The 16,705-nt window shown below is 68.7% G+C and carries 22 protein-coding genes; 12 read left to right on the top strand and 10 right to left on the bottom strand.

Annotated features, from left to right (window positions below; translation table 11 throughout):
• Positions 1–22 precede the first annotated feature (22 nt).
• The 6 genes from folE (at position 23) to AC07PU_RS38025 (ending at position 3,903) form a co-directional block, all read left to right on the top strand.
• The gene (gene folE / locus AC07PU_RS38050; protein WP_093340974.1) at positions 23–754 is read left to right on the top strand and encodes a GTP cyclohydrolase I; all 732 of its coding nucleotides are present in this window, start codon (positions 23–25) and stop codon (positions 752–754) included.
• 1 nt (position 755) lies between these two features.
• Complete coding sequence (locus tag AC07PU_RS38045) at positions 756–1,178, top strand: BLUF domain-containing protein (protein WP_093340973.1); 423 nt, start codon at positions 756–758, stop codon at positions 1,176–1,178.
• Between the two features lie 74 nt (positions 1,179–1,252).
• A complete protein-coding gene (locus AC07PU_RS38040; protein WP_495323112.1) occupies positions 1,253–2,134 on the top strand; it encodes an EamA family transporter in 882 nt (293 codons plus the stop codon).
• A gap of 3 nt (positions 2,135–2,137) precedes the next feature.
• Complete coding sequence (locus AC07PU_RS38035; RefSeq protein ID WP_495323111.1) at positions 2,138–2,983, top strand: DUF429 domain-containing protein; 846 nt, start codon at positions 2,138–2,140, stop codon at positions 2,981–2,983.
• Positions 2,984–3,130: 147 nt separating this feature from the next.
• Complete coding sequence (locus tag AC07PU_RS38030; protein WP_093340968.1) at positions 3,131–3,328, top strand: CsbD family protein; 198 nt, start codon at positions 3,131–3,133, stop codon at positions 3,326–3,328.
• 68 nt (positions 3,329–3,396) lie between these two features.
• Positions 3,397–3,903 (top strand): BON domain-containing protein, encoded by a 507-nt coding sequence (locus AC07PU_RS38025; RefSeq protein ID WP_093340967.1) that lies wholly within the window; start codon positions 3,397–3,399, stop codon positions 3,901–3,903.
• 86 nt (positions 3,904–3,989) lie between these two features.
• Here AC07PU_RS38025 and AC07PU_RS38020 read toward each other — a convergent pair whose 3' ends face one another.
• From AC07PU_RS38020 to AC07PU_RS37995, 6 genes are all read right to left on the bottom strand, one after another.
• Positions 3,990–4,544 carry a ferritin-like domain-containing protein gene (locus AC07PU_RS38020; RefSeq protein WP_093340965.1) on the bottom strand — a complete coding sequence of 185 codons (555 nt, stop codon included), beginning with the start codon at positions 4,542–4,544 and terminating at the stop codon, positions 3,990–3,992.
• A complete protein-coding gene (locus AC07PU_RS38015) occupies positions 4,541–5,077 on the bottom strand; it encodes a hypothetical protein (protein ID WP_495323110.1) in 537 nt (178 codons plus the stop codon). Before AC07PU_RS38015 ends, AC07PU_RS38020 begins: the two co-directional genes overlap by 4 nt.
• Positions 5,064–5,447, bottom strand: a complete 384-nt coding sequence (locus tag AC07PU_RS38010) for a hypothetical protein (protein ID WP_093340962.1) — start codon at positions 5,445–5,447, stop codon at positions 5,064–5,066. The genes AC07PU_RS38015 and AC07PU_RS38010 overlap by 14 nt, the downstream gene beginning before the upstream one ends.
• 33 nt (positions 5,448–5,480) lie before the next feature.
• Complete coding sequence (locus tag AC07PU_RS38005) at positions 5,481–5,852, bottom strand: hypothetical protein (RefSeq protein WP_093340961.1); 372 nt, start codon at positions 5,850–5,852, stop codon at positions 5,481–5,483.
• 51 nt (positions 5,853–5,903) lie between these two features.
• Entirely contained in the window at positions 5,904–6,068 is a 165-nt protein-coding gene (locus AC07PU_RS38000; protein ID WP_082321940.1) for a DUF1328 domain-containing protein, read from the bottom strand.
• 213 nt (positions 6,069–6,281) lie between these two features.
• Entirely contained in the window at positions 6,282–7,592 is a 1,311-nt protein-coding gene (locus tag AC07PU_RS37995) for a CHASE3 domain-containing protein (protein WP_296787548.1), read from the bottom strand.
• Positions 7,593–7,723: 131 nt separating this feature from the next.
• Here AC07PU_RS37995 and AC07PU_RS37990 point away from each other — a divergent pair, with 131 nt between their 5' ends.
• Positions 7,724–8,356, top strand: a complete 633-nt coding sequence (locus tag AC07PU_RS37990; protein ID WP_057592041.1) for a response regulator — start codon at positions 7,724–7,726, stop codon at positions 8,354–8,356.
• Positions 8,357–8,380: 24 nt separating this feature from the next.
• On the opposite strand, the gene AC07PU_RS37985 is transcribed toward AC07PU_RS37990, so the two are convergent.
• On the bottom strand, positions 8,381–8,779 hold the full coding sequence (locus tag AC07PU_RS37985; RefSeq protein WP_093340958.1) for a response regulator: 399 nt from the start codon (positions 8,777–8,779) through the stop codon (positions 8,381–8,383).
• A gap of 282 nt (positions 8,780–9,061) precedes the next feature.
• Between AC07PU_RS37985 and AC07PU_RS37980 the strand changes: the two genes are divergently transcribed.
• Positions 9,062–11,080: an AsmA family protein gene (locus AC07PU_RS37980; protein WP_495323109.1), complete on the top strand. Its 2,019-nt coding sequence runs from the start codon at positions 9,062–9,064 to the stop codon at positions 11,078–11,080.
• Between the two features lie 16 nt (positions 11,081–11,096).
• Here the strand turns inward: AC07PU_RS37980 and AC07PU_RS37975 are convergent, their stop codons facing one another.
• From AC07PU_RS37975 to gpmA, 3 genes are all read right to left on the bottom strand, one after another.
• Complete coding sequence (locus tag AC07PU_RS37975; RefSeq protein WP_495323108.1) at positions 11,097–11,861, bottom strand: HesA/MoeB/ThiF family protein; 765 nt, start codon at positions 11,859–11,861, stop codon at positions 11,097–11,099.
• A 92-nt stretch (positions 11,862–11,953) separates the two neighbouring features.
• Complete coding sequence (locus AC07PU_RS37970; RefSeq protein WP_093340955.1) at positions 11,954–13,396, bottom strand: S41 family peptidase; 1,443 nt, start codon at positions 13,394–13,396, stop codon at positions 11,954–11,956.
• 109 nt (positions 13,397–13,505) lie between these two features.
• A complete protein-coding gene (gene gpmA, locus AC07PU_RS37965) occupies positions 13,506–14,249 on the bottom strand; it encodes a 2,3-diphosphoglycerate-dependent phosphoglycerate mutase (protein WP_093340953.1) in 744 nt (247 codons plus the stop codon).
• Between the two features lie 108 nt (positions 14,250–14,357).
• On the opposite strand from gpmA, the gene AC07PU_RS37960 reads away from it, so the two are divergent.
• The 4 genes from AC07PU_RS37960 to AC07PU_RS37945 all read left to right on the top strand — a co-directional run bounded on the left by AC07PU_RS37960 (position 14,358) and on the right by AC07PU_RS37945 (position 16,681).
• Positions 14,358–14,741 (top strand): rhodanese-like domain-containing protein, encoded by a 384-nt coding sequence (locus tag AC07PU_RS37960; RefSeq protein WP_281077002.1) that lies wholly within the window; start codon positions 14,358–14,360, stop codon positions 14,739–14,741.
• A gap of 20 nt (positions 14,742–14,761) precedes the next feature.
• On the top strand, positions 14,762–15,028 hold the full coding sequence (gene grxC, locus AC07PU_RS37955) for a glutaredoxin 3 (RefSeq protein WP_093340951.1): 267 nt from the start codon (positions 14,762–14,764) through the stop codon (positions 15,026–15,028).
• A 130-nt stretch (positions 15,029–15,158) separates the two neighbouring features.
• Positions 15,159–15,623: a protein-export chaperone SecB gene (gene secB, locus AC07PU_RS37950; protein WP_093340950.1), complete on the top strand. Its 465-nt coding sequence runs from the start codon at positions 15,159–15,161 to the stop codon at positions 15,621–15,623.
• Positions 15,624–15,652: 29 nt separating this feature from the next.
• Positions 15,653–16,681 carry an NAD(P)H-dependent glycerol-3-phosphate dehydrogenase gene (locus AC07PU_RS37945; protein ID WP_495323107.1) on the top strand — a complete coding sequence of 343 codons (1,029 nt, stop codon included), beginning with the start codon at positions 15,653–15,655 and terminating at the stop codon, positions 16,679–16,681.
• Positions 16,682–16,705 lie beyond the last annotated feature (24 nt).

Raw genomic sequence — 16,705 nt, 5'->3', positions numbered from 1 at the left:
CATTCACTGGTACGATGGCCCGATGCTGAGGAAAACCGAAGTGGACACGCTCCCCGTTCCCAAAGACGACGACGAGGGCACGCCCGTCTCCGTGAAGATCCGCGAACGCCTGCACGCGGCGCGCCGGCGCTTCAACGCCAACGACAACATCGCCGAGTTCATCCAGCCCGGCGAGCTCGAGGCCCTGCTCGACGAGGTCGAGGTCAAGATGAAGGGCGTGCTCGACAGCCTGGTGATCGACGTCGAGAATGACCACAACACCGACAACACCGCGCGGCGCGTGGCCAAGATGTACGTCAACGAGGTGTTCCGCGGTCGCTACGTGCCGCCGCCTTCGCTGACCGAATTCCCCAATGCCGAGCACCTCAACGAGCTGATGATCGTCGGCCCGATCACGGTGCGCAGCGCCTGCTCGCACCACTTCTGCCCGATCATCGGCAAGCTCTGGATCGGCGTGATGCCCAACGAGCACACCAACGTCATCGGCCTGTCGAAGTACGCGCGCCTCGCCGAATGGGTGATGGGCCGTCCGCAGATCCAGGAAGAGGCCGTGGTGCAACTGGCCGACCTGATCCAGGAAAAGACCCAGCCCGACGGCCTCGCGCTGGTGATGGAGGCCGAGCACTTCTGCATGGCCTGGCGCGGCGTGAAGGAAATGGACAGCAAGATGATCAATTCCGTGATGCGTGGCGTGTTCCTCAAGGACCCGAGCCTGCGCCGCGAATTCCTGTCTCTCCTGCCCCGAAAGAGCTGACATGCTGGTCCGACTCCTCTACGCCAGCCGCGCCGTCGACACCAGCCCCGCGGCCATCGAAGCGATCCTCACGCAATCGCGCTCGCACAACACGACCTGCGGCATCACGGGCATCCTCTGCTACGGCGGCGGCACCTTCCTGCAGGCGATCGAAGGCGGCCGCATGGCGATCAGCGAGCTCTACGGCCACATCCAGCGCGATGCGCGCCACAAGGACGTGGTGCTGCTGCACTACGAGGAAATCTTCGAGCGCCGCTTCGGTGGCTGGACCATGGGGCAGGTCAACCTCTCCAAGCTCAACGCCTCCACGCTGCTGAAATACTCCGAGAAGCCCGAGCTCGACCCGTACAAGGTCTCGGGCAAGGTCTCGCTGGCGTTGCTCGAGGAGCTGATGGCCACGGCGGCCATCGTCGGGCGCCACTGAAATGCGTCGGGGGCTTCGGCCCCCTTTTTGTTGCCCGCCGGCCGGTGGGCGAGCGACTTCCCTGATCTGATCCCGTGCCTCTTTCCGCATTCGCGCTGATCCTGCTTGCAGGGCTCATCCACGCGGGCTGGAACATCGTCGCCAAGAAGGCCAACGGCGACGTGCGCTTCAGCTTCCAGACCAGCGTGTTCAACATGCTCATCTGGGCGCCGGTGGGCATCGTGCTGGGCTGGAACGTGGTGCCCCACTGGGGCGCGACCGAGTGGGGCTTCGTCGTGCTCAGCGGCGTGCTGCACATCTTCTATTTCATCGTGCTGCTGCGCGGCTACCGCAAGTCGGACCTCACGGTGGTCTATCCGCTGGCGCGGGGCTCGGGGCCGTTGCTGTCGTCGCTGGTGGCGGTGCTGTTCCTCGGCGAGAAGATCAGCCTCGTGGGCGTGGCGGGCATCCTGGGCGTGGTGGGGGGCGTGTTCCTGGTCGCTGGTGGCCCGAAGCTCTGGCACAAGGCGCACGACCCGGCGCAGCGCGAGCGCGTGCACAAGGGCATCCGCTACGGCGTGCTGACCGGCGGCTTCATCGCGGCCTACACCGTGGCCGACAGCTACGCCGTCAAGTTCCTCGCGATGTCGCCGATCCTGCTCGACTACTTCGGCAACCTCGTGCGCCTGGTGCTGCTGCTGCCGGCCGCGCTGCACGACCGCACCACCACCGCGCGCATGTGGCGCGCGCAGTGGAAGTACGCGCTGGTGGTGGCGGCCGTGAGTCCGGTGTCGTACGTGCTGGTGCTCTACGCGGTGCAGCAGGCGCCGATCTCGCATGTGGCGCCCGCGCGCGAGGTGTCGATGCTGTTCGCGGCGCTAATCGGCGGCCACCTGCTGCGCGAGGGCGACCGGCTGCTGCGCTTGCTGGGCGCGCTCTTCATCGCCGCGGGCGTGGTGGCGCTCGCGCTGGGCTGAGCCATGAGCCAGACGCGTCCGGGCCCGCTGCTGTTCGGCTGCGATTTCTCGAGCGCACCGACCGCGCGCAAGCCGATCGTGGTCGCCACCGGCGAACCGATGCCCGATGGCGCCGTGGTGTTGCACGAACTGCGGCGCTTCAGCGCGCTCGATGCCTGGGGCCGCTGGTTGCACACCACGCCGGCCTGGGTCGGCGGTTTCGACTTTCCGTTCAGCCTGCCGCGCGAACTGGTCGAGCACCTGGGCTGGCCCGTGCGCTTCGAGCCGCTGATCGCGCATTACGCCGCGCTCACCCGCGCCGAGATCCGCGAGACCTTCGCGGCCTTCTGCGCCGCGCGGCCGGTGGGCGGCAAGTTCGCGCACCGCGCCACCGATGCGCCCGCGGGTTCCAGCCCGTCGATGAAGTGGGTCAATCCGCCGGTGGCCTTCATGCTGCACGCCGGGGTGCCGCCGCTGCTGTCGGCCGGTGCCCATCTGCCGGGGCTGCGCGCGGTGCAGCCGGCCGATCGGGTGGCGCTCGAGGCCTACCCCGGGCTGCTGGCGCGCGAGCTGATCGGCCGCCGCAGCTACAAGAGCGACGAGCTCGCCAGGCAGACGCCCGAGCGCCGCGCGGCGCGCGCCGAACTGCTGGCCGCGCTCGAGGCCGGCCGCACGCGGCTCGGCCTGCGCCTCGTGCTCTCGGCCGGGCAGCGCCGCGAACTGCTCGACGACCCGCGCGGCGACGACCTCGATGCCGTGCTGTGCCTGGTGCAGGCCGCCTGGGGCATGCAGCGCGCGGACAGCGCGGGCCCCGGTTACGGCCTGCCCACGGGCATCGATCCGCTCGAGGGCTGGATCGTTTCCGCCTGACCCTGGCCGGGCCCGGTTGTCCTACAGCGCTTCGAGCCGCCGTCGCGGCGCCATCGCCCGATCCCGTCGCTAGATTGACGTCATGGGCCGCCGGCCCATGCGCCCGATCTCCGGGTGCTTCGTGACCGAATCAGGAAGGACATCGCAATGAACAAGGATCAAGTGGCAGGCCGCGTCGACCAGGCCAAGGGCAAGCTCAAGGAAGTCGCCGGCAAGGTCGTGGGCAACGAGAAGCTCGAAGGCGAAGGCGTTGCCGACCAGGCCGCCGGCAAGGTGCAGAGCACCTACGGCGACGTGAAGGAAAAGGCCAAGGACGCGATCAAGTCCGGCGCCGACAAGCTCTGAGGCGACATGGCTGCGGCCCGCAAGGGCGCAGCCTTTTTTCTTTTCATTCCATCGATGTGGAGGTTCCCATGACCATTTCGATACAGCCGTCCGCTTCGCGCACGCGCACCTGGCTCGCCGTGCTGGCGATCGCCGGCGGCAGCCTCGCGCTGGCCGCCTGCGACAAGAACGATGGCCGCACCGCCGGCGAGAAGCTCGACAGCGCCGTGGCGCGCACCGAGCAGGCCGTCGACACCGCGCGCGACAAGACCGTGAAGATGGCCGAGGAGGCCAAGACCCGGATCGATTCGCAGAGCGTGAAGGATGGCGCGGCCAACGCGAAGGAAGCCGTGAAGGACGCCGGCAGCGCCGTCGCGAACACGGTGGACGACGCGGCCATCACCGCCGCCATCTCGGCCGGCCTGGCGAAGGATCCCGACCTCAGCGCCATCAAGATCGATGTCGACACCAAGGCCGGTGCCGTGAGCCTGCAGGGGCCCGCGCCGAGCGCCGCCGCCAAGGAGCGCGCCGAGCAGATCGCCAAGGGCGTGCAGGGCGTGACCTCGGTCGACAACCGGCTCGAGGTGAAGGGCTGAGTTTTTCCGAGTCTTCGGACTCGTTTCCTCCCGCCCCCAAAGAAAAAGCCCGGCATGTCCGGGCTTTTTCCTGGGTGGCCGCCGGGTTAGTGGCCCAGCCAGTCCTTCAGCTCGTCGGCGTGCTCTTCCTCGTCCGAGAGGATGTCCTCGAGCATGCGGCGGGTGGTCGGGTCCTTGTCTCCGATCAGATTGATCATCTGGCGGTACGACTCGACCGCGATGCGCTCGGCCACGAGGTTGGCGCGCACCATGGCCTGCAGGTCGGTCGATTCGTCGTAGCCGGCATGGCTGCGTTCGCGCAGGTGATCGGGCGCGAAATCGGGTTCGCCGCCCAGCTGCACGATGCGTTCGGCGATGCGGTCTGCATGGCCCGATTCCTCGTTGGCATGCACCAGGAATTCGTCGGCGATGGCCGGCGACTCCACGCCGTTGGCGGTGAAATAGTGGCGCTTGTAGCGCAGCACGCAGACCAGCTCGGTGGCGAGCGCGTCGTTCAGCAGCTTGACGATGTCGTCGCGCCACGGGCCGTAGGCCGGGGTGACGGCGCCGTCGTCGAGGCTGTGGGCCGCGGCATCGAGGCCCTTCTGGTCCAGCACCAGGTGCTGGTGGTCCTTCGCCGGAGTGGAGGCATTGGCTTTCATGGGGGATCCTTTCGTGGGGGAGTTGTTTTCTGCTGCATGAGCGTGTTCACGATGTCGGCCAGGTCGGAGGTCTTGAGCACCGCGGCCAGCACCGCCGTCACCGACAGCAGCCGCCAGGGCCTGACCAGCACCACCACCGCGCCGGTGGCCGCGGCAATGGCCATCAGCTTGGCCGGCTCCTTGCGCGCGTAGCGCTCGAGCAGCGGCCGGGCCAGCTGGCCCGCCGCATGCGCCGGATGGCGGCGCCACCAGCGCTCGGCCATGCTGCGCGCGACCGAGGCCCAGACGCGGGCATTGCCGCCGCGTCCATCGCCCGCATCGTGCGCGCGCTGGCCTTCGAAGGCGGCGCCGGCATCGTCGGGGTCGGACTGCGCGAAGGCCGCTTCGGCATCGCGCCGGGCGCGTTCCTGCTGCGGCGTGCGCGGTTCCGGCTCGAGTTCGCGGCCGCCGTTGAGTTCGCGCACCAGGGCGCGGCGCGACAGCGCCAGCCGTTCCTTCGGCGTCAGCAGCGCGCGGGGATCAGTGCCGGCCATGGCGGCCTCCGGCTTCGTGAAGGGCCTGCAGGTCGGCGTCGACCTGCGCACGCAGATCGTCGAACCCATGGGCGATGAAGGGACGGGATGCGATCCAGGCACAGATCGCGGCGATCGCCAGCGCCACGCCGGGAACCGCGATCAATACCCAATGAAAACTGCCGTGCAGCACGCCCAGCAGCACCGCCACGCCGATGAGTCCCAGCGCCAGCACGAAGGTGGCTGCGGCCAGGATGCCCGCGACGATGCGGGCGATCAGCCCGCGGGCCGCGGTGCCGGATTCCTGCCGGACCAGGGCCGCGTAATTGGCGATGTGTTCGGCGATGAGCTCCGGGTGCCCGAGCACCGTGGAAAAGATCGGATGAAGCATGGTGCTGCGGAGCGGGGCCGATGCTTCAGGCGATCAATAGTCGTCCCGACGGCGGCTGGCCAGCACGATCAGTGCGGTGATGGCGGCACCGGCCGCGGCGGCGATCAGCACCGAGCGCACGGGCTGGTCGGAGATGTAGCGGCCGGTCGAGTCGGCGGCCTGTTCGAGGCGGCGCTGGGCACGGGCGCTGGTGGTCGATGCGGCATCGAGGCCGCGCTGCACGGCCTGCTGCACGCGCGCTGCGAGCTGTTCGACCGCCGGTTCCGCGTCGCGACGCAGCTCGCGGACCTTTTCGCCCGCCGCATTCACCGCATTCTGTGCATAGGCACGCGTGGTATCGACAGCGTCGTTGGCGGTCTGGCGTGCGTCATCGGCGAGTTGCTGGGGGGTCTTGGTCGTGTTCATGAAAAGTCCTTTCCGGGAATGATTTGCGAGAGCCTGTGAATCGTACCGACGCTACTTGCTTCGTAGCAAGCCGGCCAGGAAGCTCGCGATGGCGAGTACGGCGAAGATCACGAAGAGGATCTTGGCGATGCCGACGGCGCTGGCGGCGATACCGCCGAAGCCGAACAAGGCGGCGATCAGCGCGATGACCAGAAAGACCACTGCGTAGTGCAACATGCGGAACTCCTTGGAGGCTACCCTCGTTGTTGGAAAAGCCGCGTGTCCGATGGGGAGGAACACGGCATGGACAGACCTTAAGGGTCGGCCCATGGCGGACCTGTCAGTGGCAGGGGGGGCGGGGCGTAGGAGATGGCCGAGTCCGCCCGGCCGCCCATCAAATCGCGTGAAATCCGGCACGAATGCGCCGGCACACGAGGCAGGGCTTCGGGCCTATGCCACCGGCAGCATCGCCGCGATGCGCGTGCCGTGCCCGGGCGTCGATTCCACCGTGAGCTTGCCGTGCGCCGCTTCCACGCGGTGGCGCATGCCGGCCAGCCCGTGGGTCGACGGGCGCATCTTCAGGGCGTCAAAGCCCTTGCCGTTGTCGACCACCTCGACCACCACGTGCGTGCCGTGGTCCTTCATAGAGATCGTGGCCTCGGTGGCCTCGGCGTACTTGCCGATGTTGGTCAGGCTCTCCTGCACCATCCGGTAGATGGTGAGCTGGCGCGACTCGTCGGTGCTGACCGGCTCCAGCTGCATGTCGACGTGGATGCCCGAACGTTCGCCGAACTCGCGCCCGAGGATCTCGAGCGAGGCCACCAGCCCCAGGTTGGCCAGCGAGGAAGGGCGCAGGTCCTCGATGATGCGGCGCTTGAGCGCGATGCCGCTGTTGAGCAGCTCGGTCAGATGCTGCAGCCGCTGGATCGCATCGGGCGAATCGGCCAGCCGCGACTTGAGCCGCGCCACGTCGAGCTTGGCGGCGGTCAGCAGCGAGCCCAGTTCGTCGTGCAGCTCGCGCGCCAGGAAACCGCGCTCGGTCTCGCGCACGTCCTGCAGGTGGGTCGCCAGCTCGGCCAGCGAGGTGGTGCGCTCGCGCACTTCGTCCTCCAGGGCATTGCGCTCGCGCTGCAGGGTCTCCTGCTGGCGCTCGCCGATCGAGCGCAGCACGTGCGTCTGGCGCAGGTACAGGAAGAAGGCGAACAGGGCCGCCAGCGCCACGATGCTGGTGCCGAAGCGCGCCAGCCGCAGCGACAGCATCACCTGGGTCTGGCTGTCGTGCAGGGTCTTGTTGCTGAGCTCCACCAGGCCCCGGGCCTTCTCGCGGATGGAATCCATCTCCTCGCGGCCGACGTCGGTGGTGATGACGAACTTCCAGGCGTCCTCCTTGCCGTCCGAGCGCAGGCGCACGCTCATGTCCATCTCGGACACCTTGCGCAGCACGTGTTTCGACAGCTCGGCCAGCTGGGCCGTCTCGGCCGGCCGGCCGGCATACTGCTGGCGCAGGCTCGCCAGGTTGCCGTCGATCTGCTGGATGGCGTTGTCGTAGGGTTGCCGATAGGCGGCTTCCCCTGTCAGCAGATAGCCGCGCTGGCCCGTTTCTGCATCGAGGATGTTCTGCAGCAGCTGGTTGAGCACGCTGCGCACCTTCTGGGCGGCATCGATCTCGGCCAAGGCGATACTGGACTGCCGGTAGCCCGCCTCGTTGATGCCGACGAGCGCCAGCGCCGCCAGTGCCGCGAGCAGCAGGCTCAGGGCCATTTTGGGGAAGGCTAGCCAACGCATGAAACTATTGAGTCCGCTTTCAAGACAAGATCGTGAATAATTGACAACGATCAGGGAACCGGCATGTTGCGGCCCGCGGACCGGCAACACAACGACGAAAGTAACAGATGATCAAAATTGGAATTGTGGACGACCACGCCATCGTGCGATCGGGCCTCAGGCAGTTCTTCTCCGAGCACGTGGATCTGCGCGTGGCCGGCGAGGCCGCCAGCGGTCGCGAGGCGATCGAACTCGTGCGCACGACCGAACTCGACGTGCTGGTGATGGACCTGTCGATGCCGGGCCAAAGCGGGATCGATGCGCTCGCCATGATCCGTGCCAAGGCGCCCGACGTCGGCATCCTGATCCTGAGCGGGTACCCCGAGGAACACTACGCGATGAACCTGATCCGGCAGGGCGCGAGCGGCTACCTCAACAAGGAGTGCGATCCGATGGAGATCGTCAACGCGATCCGCACCATCGCGCTGGGCCGCCGCTACATCACCCCCGCCGTCGCCGAACTGCTGGCCCGCCAGCTCGACCGCAAGGACGACGCCGCGCCGCACGAGCAGCTCTCGGAACGCGAGTTCCAGGTGTTCCTGAAGCTGGCCAAGGGCGAGACCGCGGGCGACATCGCCAAGACGCTGTCGCTGTCGGTGAAGACCGTGAGCACCTACCGCACGCGGCTGATGGAGAAGATGAACCTCTCCTCCAACAGCGACCTCACGTACTACGCCCTCAAGAACAAGCTGATCGACTGAGAGAGCCACCGTTCGCGCCGGGGCTCAGCCCGGCCCCGGTGGCTGCGACGCCACCGCGCGCAGGCAGAAATCGACCAGCGCGTCGATCTCGTTGGACTTGTCGAACACCGCGTCCACGCCGAACTGCGCACAACGCCTGCGGATGTCGGGCGTCGCATAGTTGCTGAGCACCACCACCTTCTGTTCGGGGCGCCGCTCGGTGCAGGCCTTCAGCACGCCCAGCCCGCTGCCCTGCTTGAGGAACAGATCGACCACCGCGAGGTTCCATTCGGCGGCATGGGTGCGCAGCCATTCGATCGCGTGGTCTTCGGTTTCCGCATAGCCGACCACCACGGTGCGCGCCAGTTCTTCCAGGGTGCCGATGAGGTTTTCACGGATCGTGAGGTTGTCCTCGACGATGTAGGTCTTCAATCTGGAATCCATGACGAACCGCGCTTCCTCCGACGTTGCCCGAATGATGTGTGCCGCGCGGCCGGCGCTCTGAGACAGAGGGCTGGTGCTGGCTGGACCGGGCTCTGGACGATGAGGCCTCCCTGCCGCGCATCATGCAGGGTTCAGTGCGAGGCATCTGTAGGCGGGTTCCGACGCACCCGCAGGCGAGGGCCCTGGCGTCGCTCGGCGCGCGGTAGGTGATGCCGTACGCGGGTTGCGGCCCTGCGCCGACCTGGACGGCGCGCGCGATGCGGTCATCATGCAGGCATGGCGATGGATCACACCCGCACCCTCCCGCGCAGATTTCCGCTGTGGCAGAAGCTGATCGTGCTGCTGCTCGCGCTGTTCGCGGCGCTGGTGATCGCCATCCTGTTCTTCCCCTGGGACGTGCTGCGCGAGCCGGTCAACCGCTACGTGAGCGAGAAGACCGGCCGCAAGTTCGAGATCACGCGCCGGCTCGACGTCGATCTCGGCTGGCGCCGCGCCACCGTCAAATTTGACGGCATCGAGTTCGCCAACCCCTCGTGGGCGCGCGATCCCTACCTCGTGAAGGCCGAGCGCGCCGAGTTCGACATCCGACTCTGGCCGCTCATCTCGCGCCGCATCGAGATCCCGCGGCTGGTGCTCGCCTCGCCCACCGTGGGCCTGCAGATGGAGGCCGACGGCCGGCGCACCTGGGCCTTCGGCAAGGACACCTCCGACGCCGGCACCGCGCCCGTGATCGGCACCATCGAGATCGACGGCGGCGCCATCGACTTCCTGGCCAAGCACCTGGGCGTGGACATCCATGCCGACGTCAGCTACGACACCGCTCGCGGCGCGCTGCCGGTGCACTACCGCATCAAGGGCCGCTACAAGGGCCAGCCGCTCACGGCCCAGGGCCGCACCGGCAACGTGATGCAGATCAACGCGGCCGGCGCGCCGCCGTTCCCGCTCGAGATCGACGCGGCCGCCGGCCAGACCAAGCTCAAGGCCAGCGGCACCGTGGGCTCGCTCGCCGACCTCGACGGCATCGATGCCAAGTTCGACATCCGCGGCCAGACCCTGGGCGCGCTGTTCCCGCTGCTGGGCATCGCGCTGCCGCAGACCTCGCCCTACGCGGTGCGCGGCACCCTGAGCAAGCGCGGCAGCCTGTGGGAGGCCAAGGCGCTGCAGGGCAAGCTGGGCCTGTCCGACATCGGCGGCGACATGCGTTTCGACCAGGCCGCCCAAGTGCCCTACCTCGCGGGCGAGCTGCGCTCCAAGGTGATGGACATGGACGATCTCGGCCCGCTGATCGGCCTGCCGCCCACCGCGCGCACCGCCGCCACCGTCGAGGGCGTGGCGCCGCCGCCGACCGTGACCCAGGTCAAGCGCCCGGGCGGCAAGGTGCTGCCGACCGCGCCGCTGGACTTCGAGCGCCTGCGCGCGATGAATGCCGACGTGAAGTACACGGCCGAGCGCATCCGCAACGTGCGCGAGGTCCCGCTCGACAGCGGCAGCGTGCAGGTCAAGCTCAAGGACAGCGTGCTCACGCTCGACCCGCTCGAGCTCGGCGTGGCCGGCGGCAAGCTGGCCGGCGCGATCCGCATCGACGGCTCGAAGAACCCGGCCGACATCCGCGCCGCGCTCGACGTGCGCGCGATGCAGCTCGCGCGGCTGTTCCCCAAGCTCGAGACCACCGGCAACAGCCTGGGCCGGCTCGATGGCCGCATCAACCTCTCGGGCTCGGGCAGCACCGTGGCCAACTGGCTCGGCGGCGCCTCGGGCGACGTGGCGGTGCTGGCCGGCCGCGGTCAGTTCGGCAATCTGCTGCCGGTGTTCGCGACGCTGGTGGGCGGCGACATCCTCAAGTTCCTGCTGCGCGGCGACCGCGACGTGGAACTGCGCTGCGCGGCCGTGGCCTTCGACGTGAACAAGGGGCTGGCGACCGGCCGCACCCTGCTGGTGGACACCACCAATGCGCTGTTCACGGCCACGGGACAGGCCAATTTCGCCACCGAGGGGCTGGATTTCGTGATCCACCAGGAGCCCAAGAGCAAGAGCCTGCTGTCGATCCGCACGCCGCTGGTGGTCAGCGGCAGCTTCGGCGATCCCAAGGGCGGGCTGCAGGTCGGGCCGCTGGCGGGCCGTGGACTGGCGGCCCTGGCACTGGGCGCGGTCAACCCGCTGCTGGCGCTGGCCGCGACCATCGAAACCGGCCCCGGCGAGGATTCCGATTGCAAGGCGGTGCTGGCCCAGGCCAACAAGCCGACCGCCGGCGCCGCCGCCAACGGCGCGGCGCGGGCCAAGGGCGCGAAGCAGCAGCCCTGACCCCGAGCGGGGCTGGCTAGGGTGTGGCGCGCTGCGCCGCGCAGACGCCGCAGTGCGGATCGCGTGCCACGCGCAGCGTGTCGAACGAGGCGCTGCGCCCGTCGAACATCAGCAACCGGCCCGCCAGCGACGGCCCGATGCCCGCGAGCAGCTTGAGCGCCTCGAGCGCCTGCAGGGTGCCGATGGTGCCGACCACCGGCCCGAACACCCCGAGCACCGCGCACAGCGTCTCCTCGAAGGCCGCGTCGGGCGGGAACAGGCAGGCATAGCAGGGCGAGGCCGGATCGCGCACGTCGTACACGCTGAGCTGCCCGTCGAAGCGGATCGCGGCCCCCGCCACCAGCGGCTTGCCGTGCGCCACGCAGGCGCGGTTGACGGCCTGGCGCGTCACGAAGTTGTCGGTGCAGTCGAGCACCACGTCGGCCGCGGCGACCAGCGCCGACAGCTGCTCGGCGTCGGGGCGCAGCACATGGGTCTCGATGGCGATGCCGGGATTGATGTCGCGCATGGCCTGCGCCGCCGATGCCACCTTGGGCTGGCCCACGCGCGCCTCGGTGTGGGCGACCTGGCGTTGCAGGTTGGTGAGATCGACCTCGTCGTCGTCGACCAGCACGATGCGCCCCACGCCCGCCGCCGCAAGGTAGAGCACGGCCGGCGATCCCAGCCCGCCGGCGCCGATCACCAGCACCCGGCCGGCGCTCACGCGCGCCTGGCCATCGATGCCGAACTCCTCGAGCAGGATGTGGCGCGAATAGCGCAGCAGGTCGTCGTCTTCGTTCATGGCGGGGGAGAAAGCAAAAGGGACCGGTCTGGCCGGTCCCCTGCGGTGGGATGCGAAGTCGGAGCGTCCGGAGGGGCTCGCGCCCCGGCCGGTCAGTTCTCCTTCTTCTCTTCCTTGTTGTCGACGATCACCTGCGTCTTGCTGACCAGCACCGGCTGGCCCTTGAGGCGGTTGAGCGCCTGCACCAGCGGGAAGTCCTTGTCGGAGCCGAACTCGGGCACCTTGCGGTCCTGCGGCGGCTTCTTGGCTTCTTCCTCGAGGCGCTTGCGGGCCTCGTCGCGGGCCTTCTCGCGCTCGGGGTCCTTCACCTCGGGGCCCTGGCCGCTGGCCAGGTGCTTCTCGAGGTCGGCCTCGCGCATGCGCAGCGCGGCGAAGGGGCTGCCCTCGGCGCTCTCGTCGACCAGCACGTTCGGCACGATGCCCTTGGCCTGGATCGAGGTGCCGCTGGGCGTGTAGTAGCGCGCGGTGGTGATCTTCAGGCCGGTGTCGGGGCCGAGCGGGCGCACGGTCTGCACCGAGCCCTTGCCGAAGGTCTGGCTGCCCATGATGGTGGCGCGCTTGTGGTCCTGCAGCGCGCCCGCGACGATCTCGCTGGCCGAGGCCGAGCCTTCGTTCACGAGCACCACCAGCGGCACCGACTTCAGCGAGGCCGGCAGGCTGCGCAGCGGGTCGCTGCCGGAGCGGCGCTGGTAGAACTCGGGCGCCGCCTTGTAGACCGCCTTGCTCTCGGCGAGCTGGCCGTCGGTGGTGACCACCGTGGCGTTCTCGGGCAGGAAGGCCGCCGACACCGCCACGGCCGCGTCGAGCAGGCCGCCCGGGTCGTTGCGCAGGTCGAGCACCAGGCCCTTGAGGTTCGGGTCTTCCTTGTACAGGTCGTCGATCTTCTTCACGAAGTCGTCGACCGTGCGCTCCTGGAACTGCGACAGGCGGATCCAGCCGTAGCCCGGCTCGATCATCTTGCCGCGCACCGATTGGGTGCGGATTTCCTCGCGCGTGATCGTGACCGGGAAGGTGCGGCTCTCGTCCTTGCGGAAGATCGTCAGCAGCACCTTGGTGTTGGCCTCGCCGCGCATGCGCTTGACCGCCTCGTTGAGCGACAGGCCGCGCACCGCGGTGTCGTCGATCTTGGTGATCAGGTCATTGGGCTTGAGGCCGGCGCGGAACGCGGGCGAGCCCTCGATCGGGGAGACCACCTTGATCAGGCCGTCTTCCTGCGAGATCTCGATGCCCACGCCGACGAAGCGGCCGGTGGTGCCTTCCCTGAATTCCTTGAAGGACTTCTTGTCGAAGTACTGGGAATGCGGGTCGAGCCCGGCGACCATGCCGGAGATGGCGTCGGAAATCAGCTTCTTCTCGTCGACCGGTTCGACGTAGTCGCTCTTGACCATGCCGAACACGGCAGCGAGCTGCTGCAGTTCCTCGAGCGGCAGTGGCGCGAGCGAGCCGCGCGCGACGGTCTGCAGCGAGGCGGTGGTCAGGACGCCTGCAACGGCGCCGGCGGCGACCCAGCCGGTGATCTTGAGTTTCTGGCCCATGGGTAAGTGTCCTTGTCGGCTGTCGAACCAATATACACAGCTTGGAAACAAATTGCCCGCCGGGGTTCCACGGGTGGAGCGGCGGGCACGGTTTTTCTACAGCGCGGCTTCAGCCTTTGCCTTGCGAGGCGACCGCGGCGGCGGCTTTCTCGGCGGCGGCGGCATCGCCCAGATAGTAGTGCCGCAGCGGCTTGAGATCGTCGTCGAGCTCGTACACCAGGGGAATGCCGTTCGGGATGTTCAGGCCGACGATGTCGTCGTCCGAGATGCCGTCCAGGTACTTCACCAGCGCGCGAATCGAGTTGCCATGCGCCGCCACCACGAGGCGGCGGCCGGTGCGGATGGCCGGGGCCATCGACTCGTTCCAGAACGGCAGCACGCGCGCCACCGTGTCCTTCAGGCATTCGGTCAGCGGGATCTGCTCGGGCGAGAGCTTGGCGTAGCGCACGTCGCTGCGTTCGCTGCGCGGGTCGTCGGCTTCCAGCGGCGGCGGCGGCGTGCTGTAGCTGCGGCGCCAGACCAGCACCTGCTCGTCGCCGTACTTCTTGGCCGTTTCGGCCTTGTTCAGGCCCTGCAGGCCGCCGTAGTGGCGCTCGTTGAGGCGCCACGAATGCACCACCGGCAGCCAGGTGCGGTCGAGCTCGTCGAGCGTGTGCCACAGGGTGCGCGTGGCGCGCTTGAGCACGCTGGTGTAGGCCACGTCGAAGTCGTAGCCCTCGGCCTTCAGCAGCCGGCCCGCCTGCTTGGCCTGCTCGACGCCGGTCTCGGTCAGGTCGACGTCGGTCCAGCCGGTGAAGCGGTTTTCGAGGTTCCAGGTCGATTCGCCGTGGCGGATCAGTACCAGTTTGTGCATGTCGGAGGCCTTTGGCAGCGCTTTGTAAACCCGACATTCTAAAATCCCGGGTTTGCCTCTCTCCAAGGAACCCTCGTGAAATTGATCGAATTCGTCACTGCGAACTGGATGCTGGTCCTGATCGTGCTCAGCTCGGGCGCCATGCTGGCCTGGCCGCTGATTCGCGGCGCGGGGGGCGGCACGCTGACGGCCGACGCGGCGGTGCACCTCATCAACCGCGAGCGCGCGGTGCTGGTCGACCTGCGCGATCCCGAGGAATTCGCTGCCGGCCACATGATCGGCGCCAAGAACGTGCCGCTGGCCCAGCTCGAGGAAAAGCTCGCCTCCACGGTCAAGAACAAGAACGTGCCGCTGCTGCTGGTGTGCGAGAACGGCTCGCGCGCGCAGCGTGCGGTGGCCGCGGCCAAGAAGCTGGGTTACGAGCAGGCCCAAGCGGTGTCCGGCGGGCTCAAGGCATGGAAAGCGGCTAATCTGCCGGTTGAAAAGGCCTGAACCCCACCGAGATACGAACCATGCAAGCCGTCAAGATGTACACCACCGCCGTGTGCCCCTACTGCACACGCGCCAAGCAGATCCTCAAGTCCAAGGGCGTCGAGCAGATCGAGGAGATCCGCATCGACAGCGATCCCCAGGCGCGCATCGCCATGATGGAGATCACCCAGCGCCGCACGGTGCCGCAGATCTTCATCGGCGACACCCACGTGGGCGGCTGCGACGACCTGATGGCGCTCGACAGCCGCGGCGGCCTGGTGCCGCTGCTGCAGGGCCAGCCGGCCTGATCCGAGCCCGGCCGACCGCCGGTCCGAAGCCGTCACATCGCCGGGCGATAATCGCCCGCTCACCCATCTGCGGCCCGCCGCGGGAAACCATCCCCCGGCGGGCCTTGTTTTGACCCTCGAAAGTTCAGCCATGGCCGACCAGCAAGCCCAAGATCCCGTGTTCCAGATCCAGCGCGTCTACCTCAAGGACCTGTCGCTCGAACAACCCAACTCGCCCGCGATCCTGCTGGAACAGGAACAGCCCACCGTCGACATCCAGCTCGGCGTGGACGCCCAGCCCGTGGCCGACGGCATCTTCGAGGTGTCGGTGTCCGCCACCGTGCAGACCAAGATCGGCGACAAGACCGTGTTCCTGGTCGAAGCCAAGCAGGCCGGCATCTTCGAGATCCGCAACCTGCCCGAAGACCAGATGGGCCCGATCCTCGGCATCGCCTGCCCGCAGATCGTCTACCCCTACCTGCGCGGCAACGTGGCCGACGTGATCCAGCGCGGCGGCTTCCCGCCCGTGCACCTGGCCGAAATCAACTTCCAGGCCATGTACGAGCAGCAGCAGGCTCAGGCCGCCGGCCAGCCTTCGCCCATCATCACGCAGTAAGCCCGACGGTACGCAACGCCGCGACGCCGATGAAGATCTGCGTTCATGGCGCCGGCGCCTGGGGCACGGCGGTGGCCGTCAATGCGGCCGCCCGCCACGAGGTCACGCTGTGGGCCCGCGACGCGGCCCAGGCCGAGACCATCTCCCGGGCCCGCGAGAACACCCGCTACCTGCCGGGGCTGGCACTGCCGGCCTCGCTCGCGGTGCGCGCGGGCGGCATCGGCCAGGCGCAGGCCGGCGCCGACCTTGTCATCGTGGCCACGCCCATGGCGGCGCTGCGCCAGCAGCTCGAGACCCTGCGCGACAGCGGCACCCGCGTGCCGGTCGCCTGGCTCTGCAAGGGCGTCGAGCCCGCGCAGGCCGCGAACACCACCGCTTCCTCCTTCGGCCTGCTGGCCCACGAGATTCGCGCGCAGGTCGCGCCCGATCTGCTGGCCGGCGTGCTCAGCGGCCCGAGCTTCGCGCAGGAAGTGGCCGAGGGCCGCCCCACCGCGCTGGTCGCCGCCAGCCCGCATGCCGCCGTGCGCGACGCGCTGGTCGATGCCTTCCACGGACCCGCGCTGCGCGTCTATGCCAACGACGACATCGTCGGCGTCGAGGTCGGCGGCGCGGTCAAGAACGTGCTGGCCATCGCCACCGGCCTGTGCGACGGCCTCGCGCTGGGCCTCAACGCACGCGCCGCGCTGATCACGCGCGGCCTGGCCGAGATGACCCGCTTCGGCCTCGCGCTCGGCGCCCGCACCGACACCTTCATGGGCCTGTCGGGCCTGGGCGACCTGGTGCTCACCGCCACCGGCGACCTGTCGCGCAACCGCAAGGTCGGCCTGCTGCTGGCCCAGGGCCGCACCCTGGCGCAGGCGGTCGATTCGCTGGGCCACGTGGCCGAGGGCGTCTACTGCGCCCGCACCGTGGTGCAGCGCGCGCGCGGGCTGGGCGTGGAAATGCCCATCGCCGAGGGCGTGGTCGCGCTGCTCGACGGCCGCGTGAGCCCGGCCGATGCCGTGGCTGCGCTGACCGGGCGCGACCCGGTGCCCGAATCGGTCCGGCCGCCCCCATAACAACATCCGGAAGACAAACCGCCC

It is taken from the genome of Variovorax sp. GW821-FHT10D07 (assembly GCF_059415325.1).
Note: the sequence above shows the minus strand (reverse complement) of the source record. Positions and strands in the feature narration are given on the sequence as shown.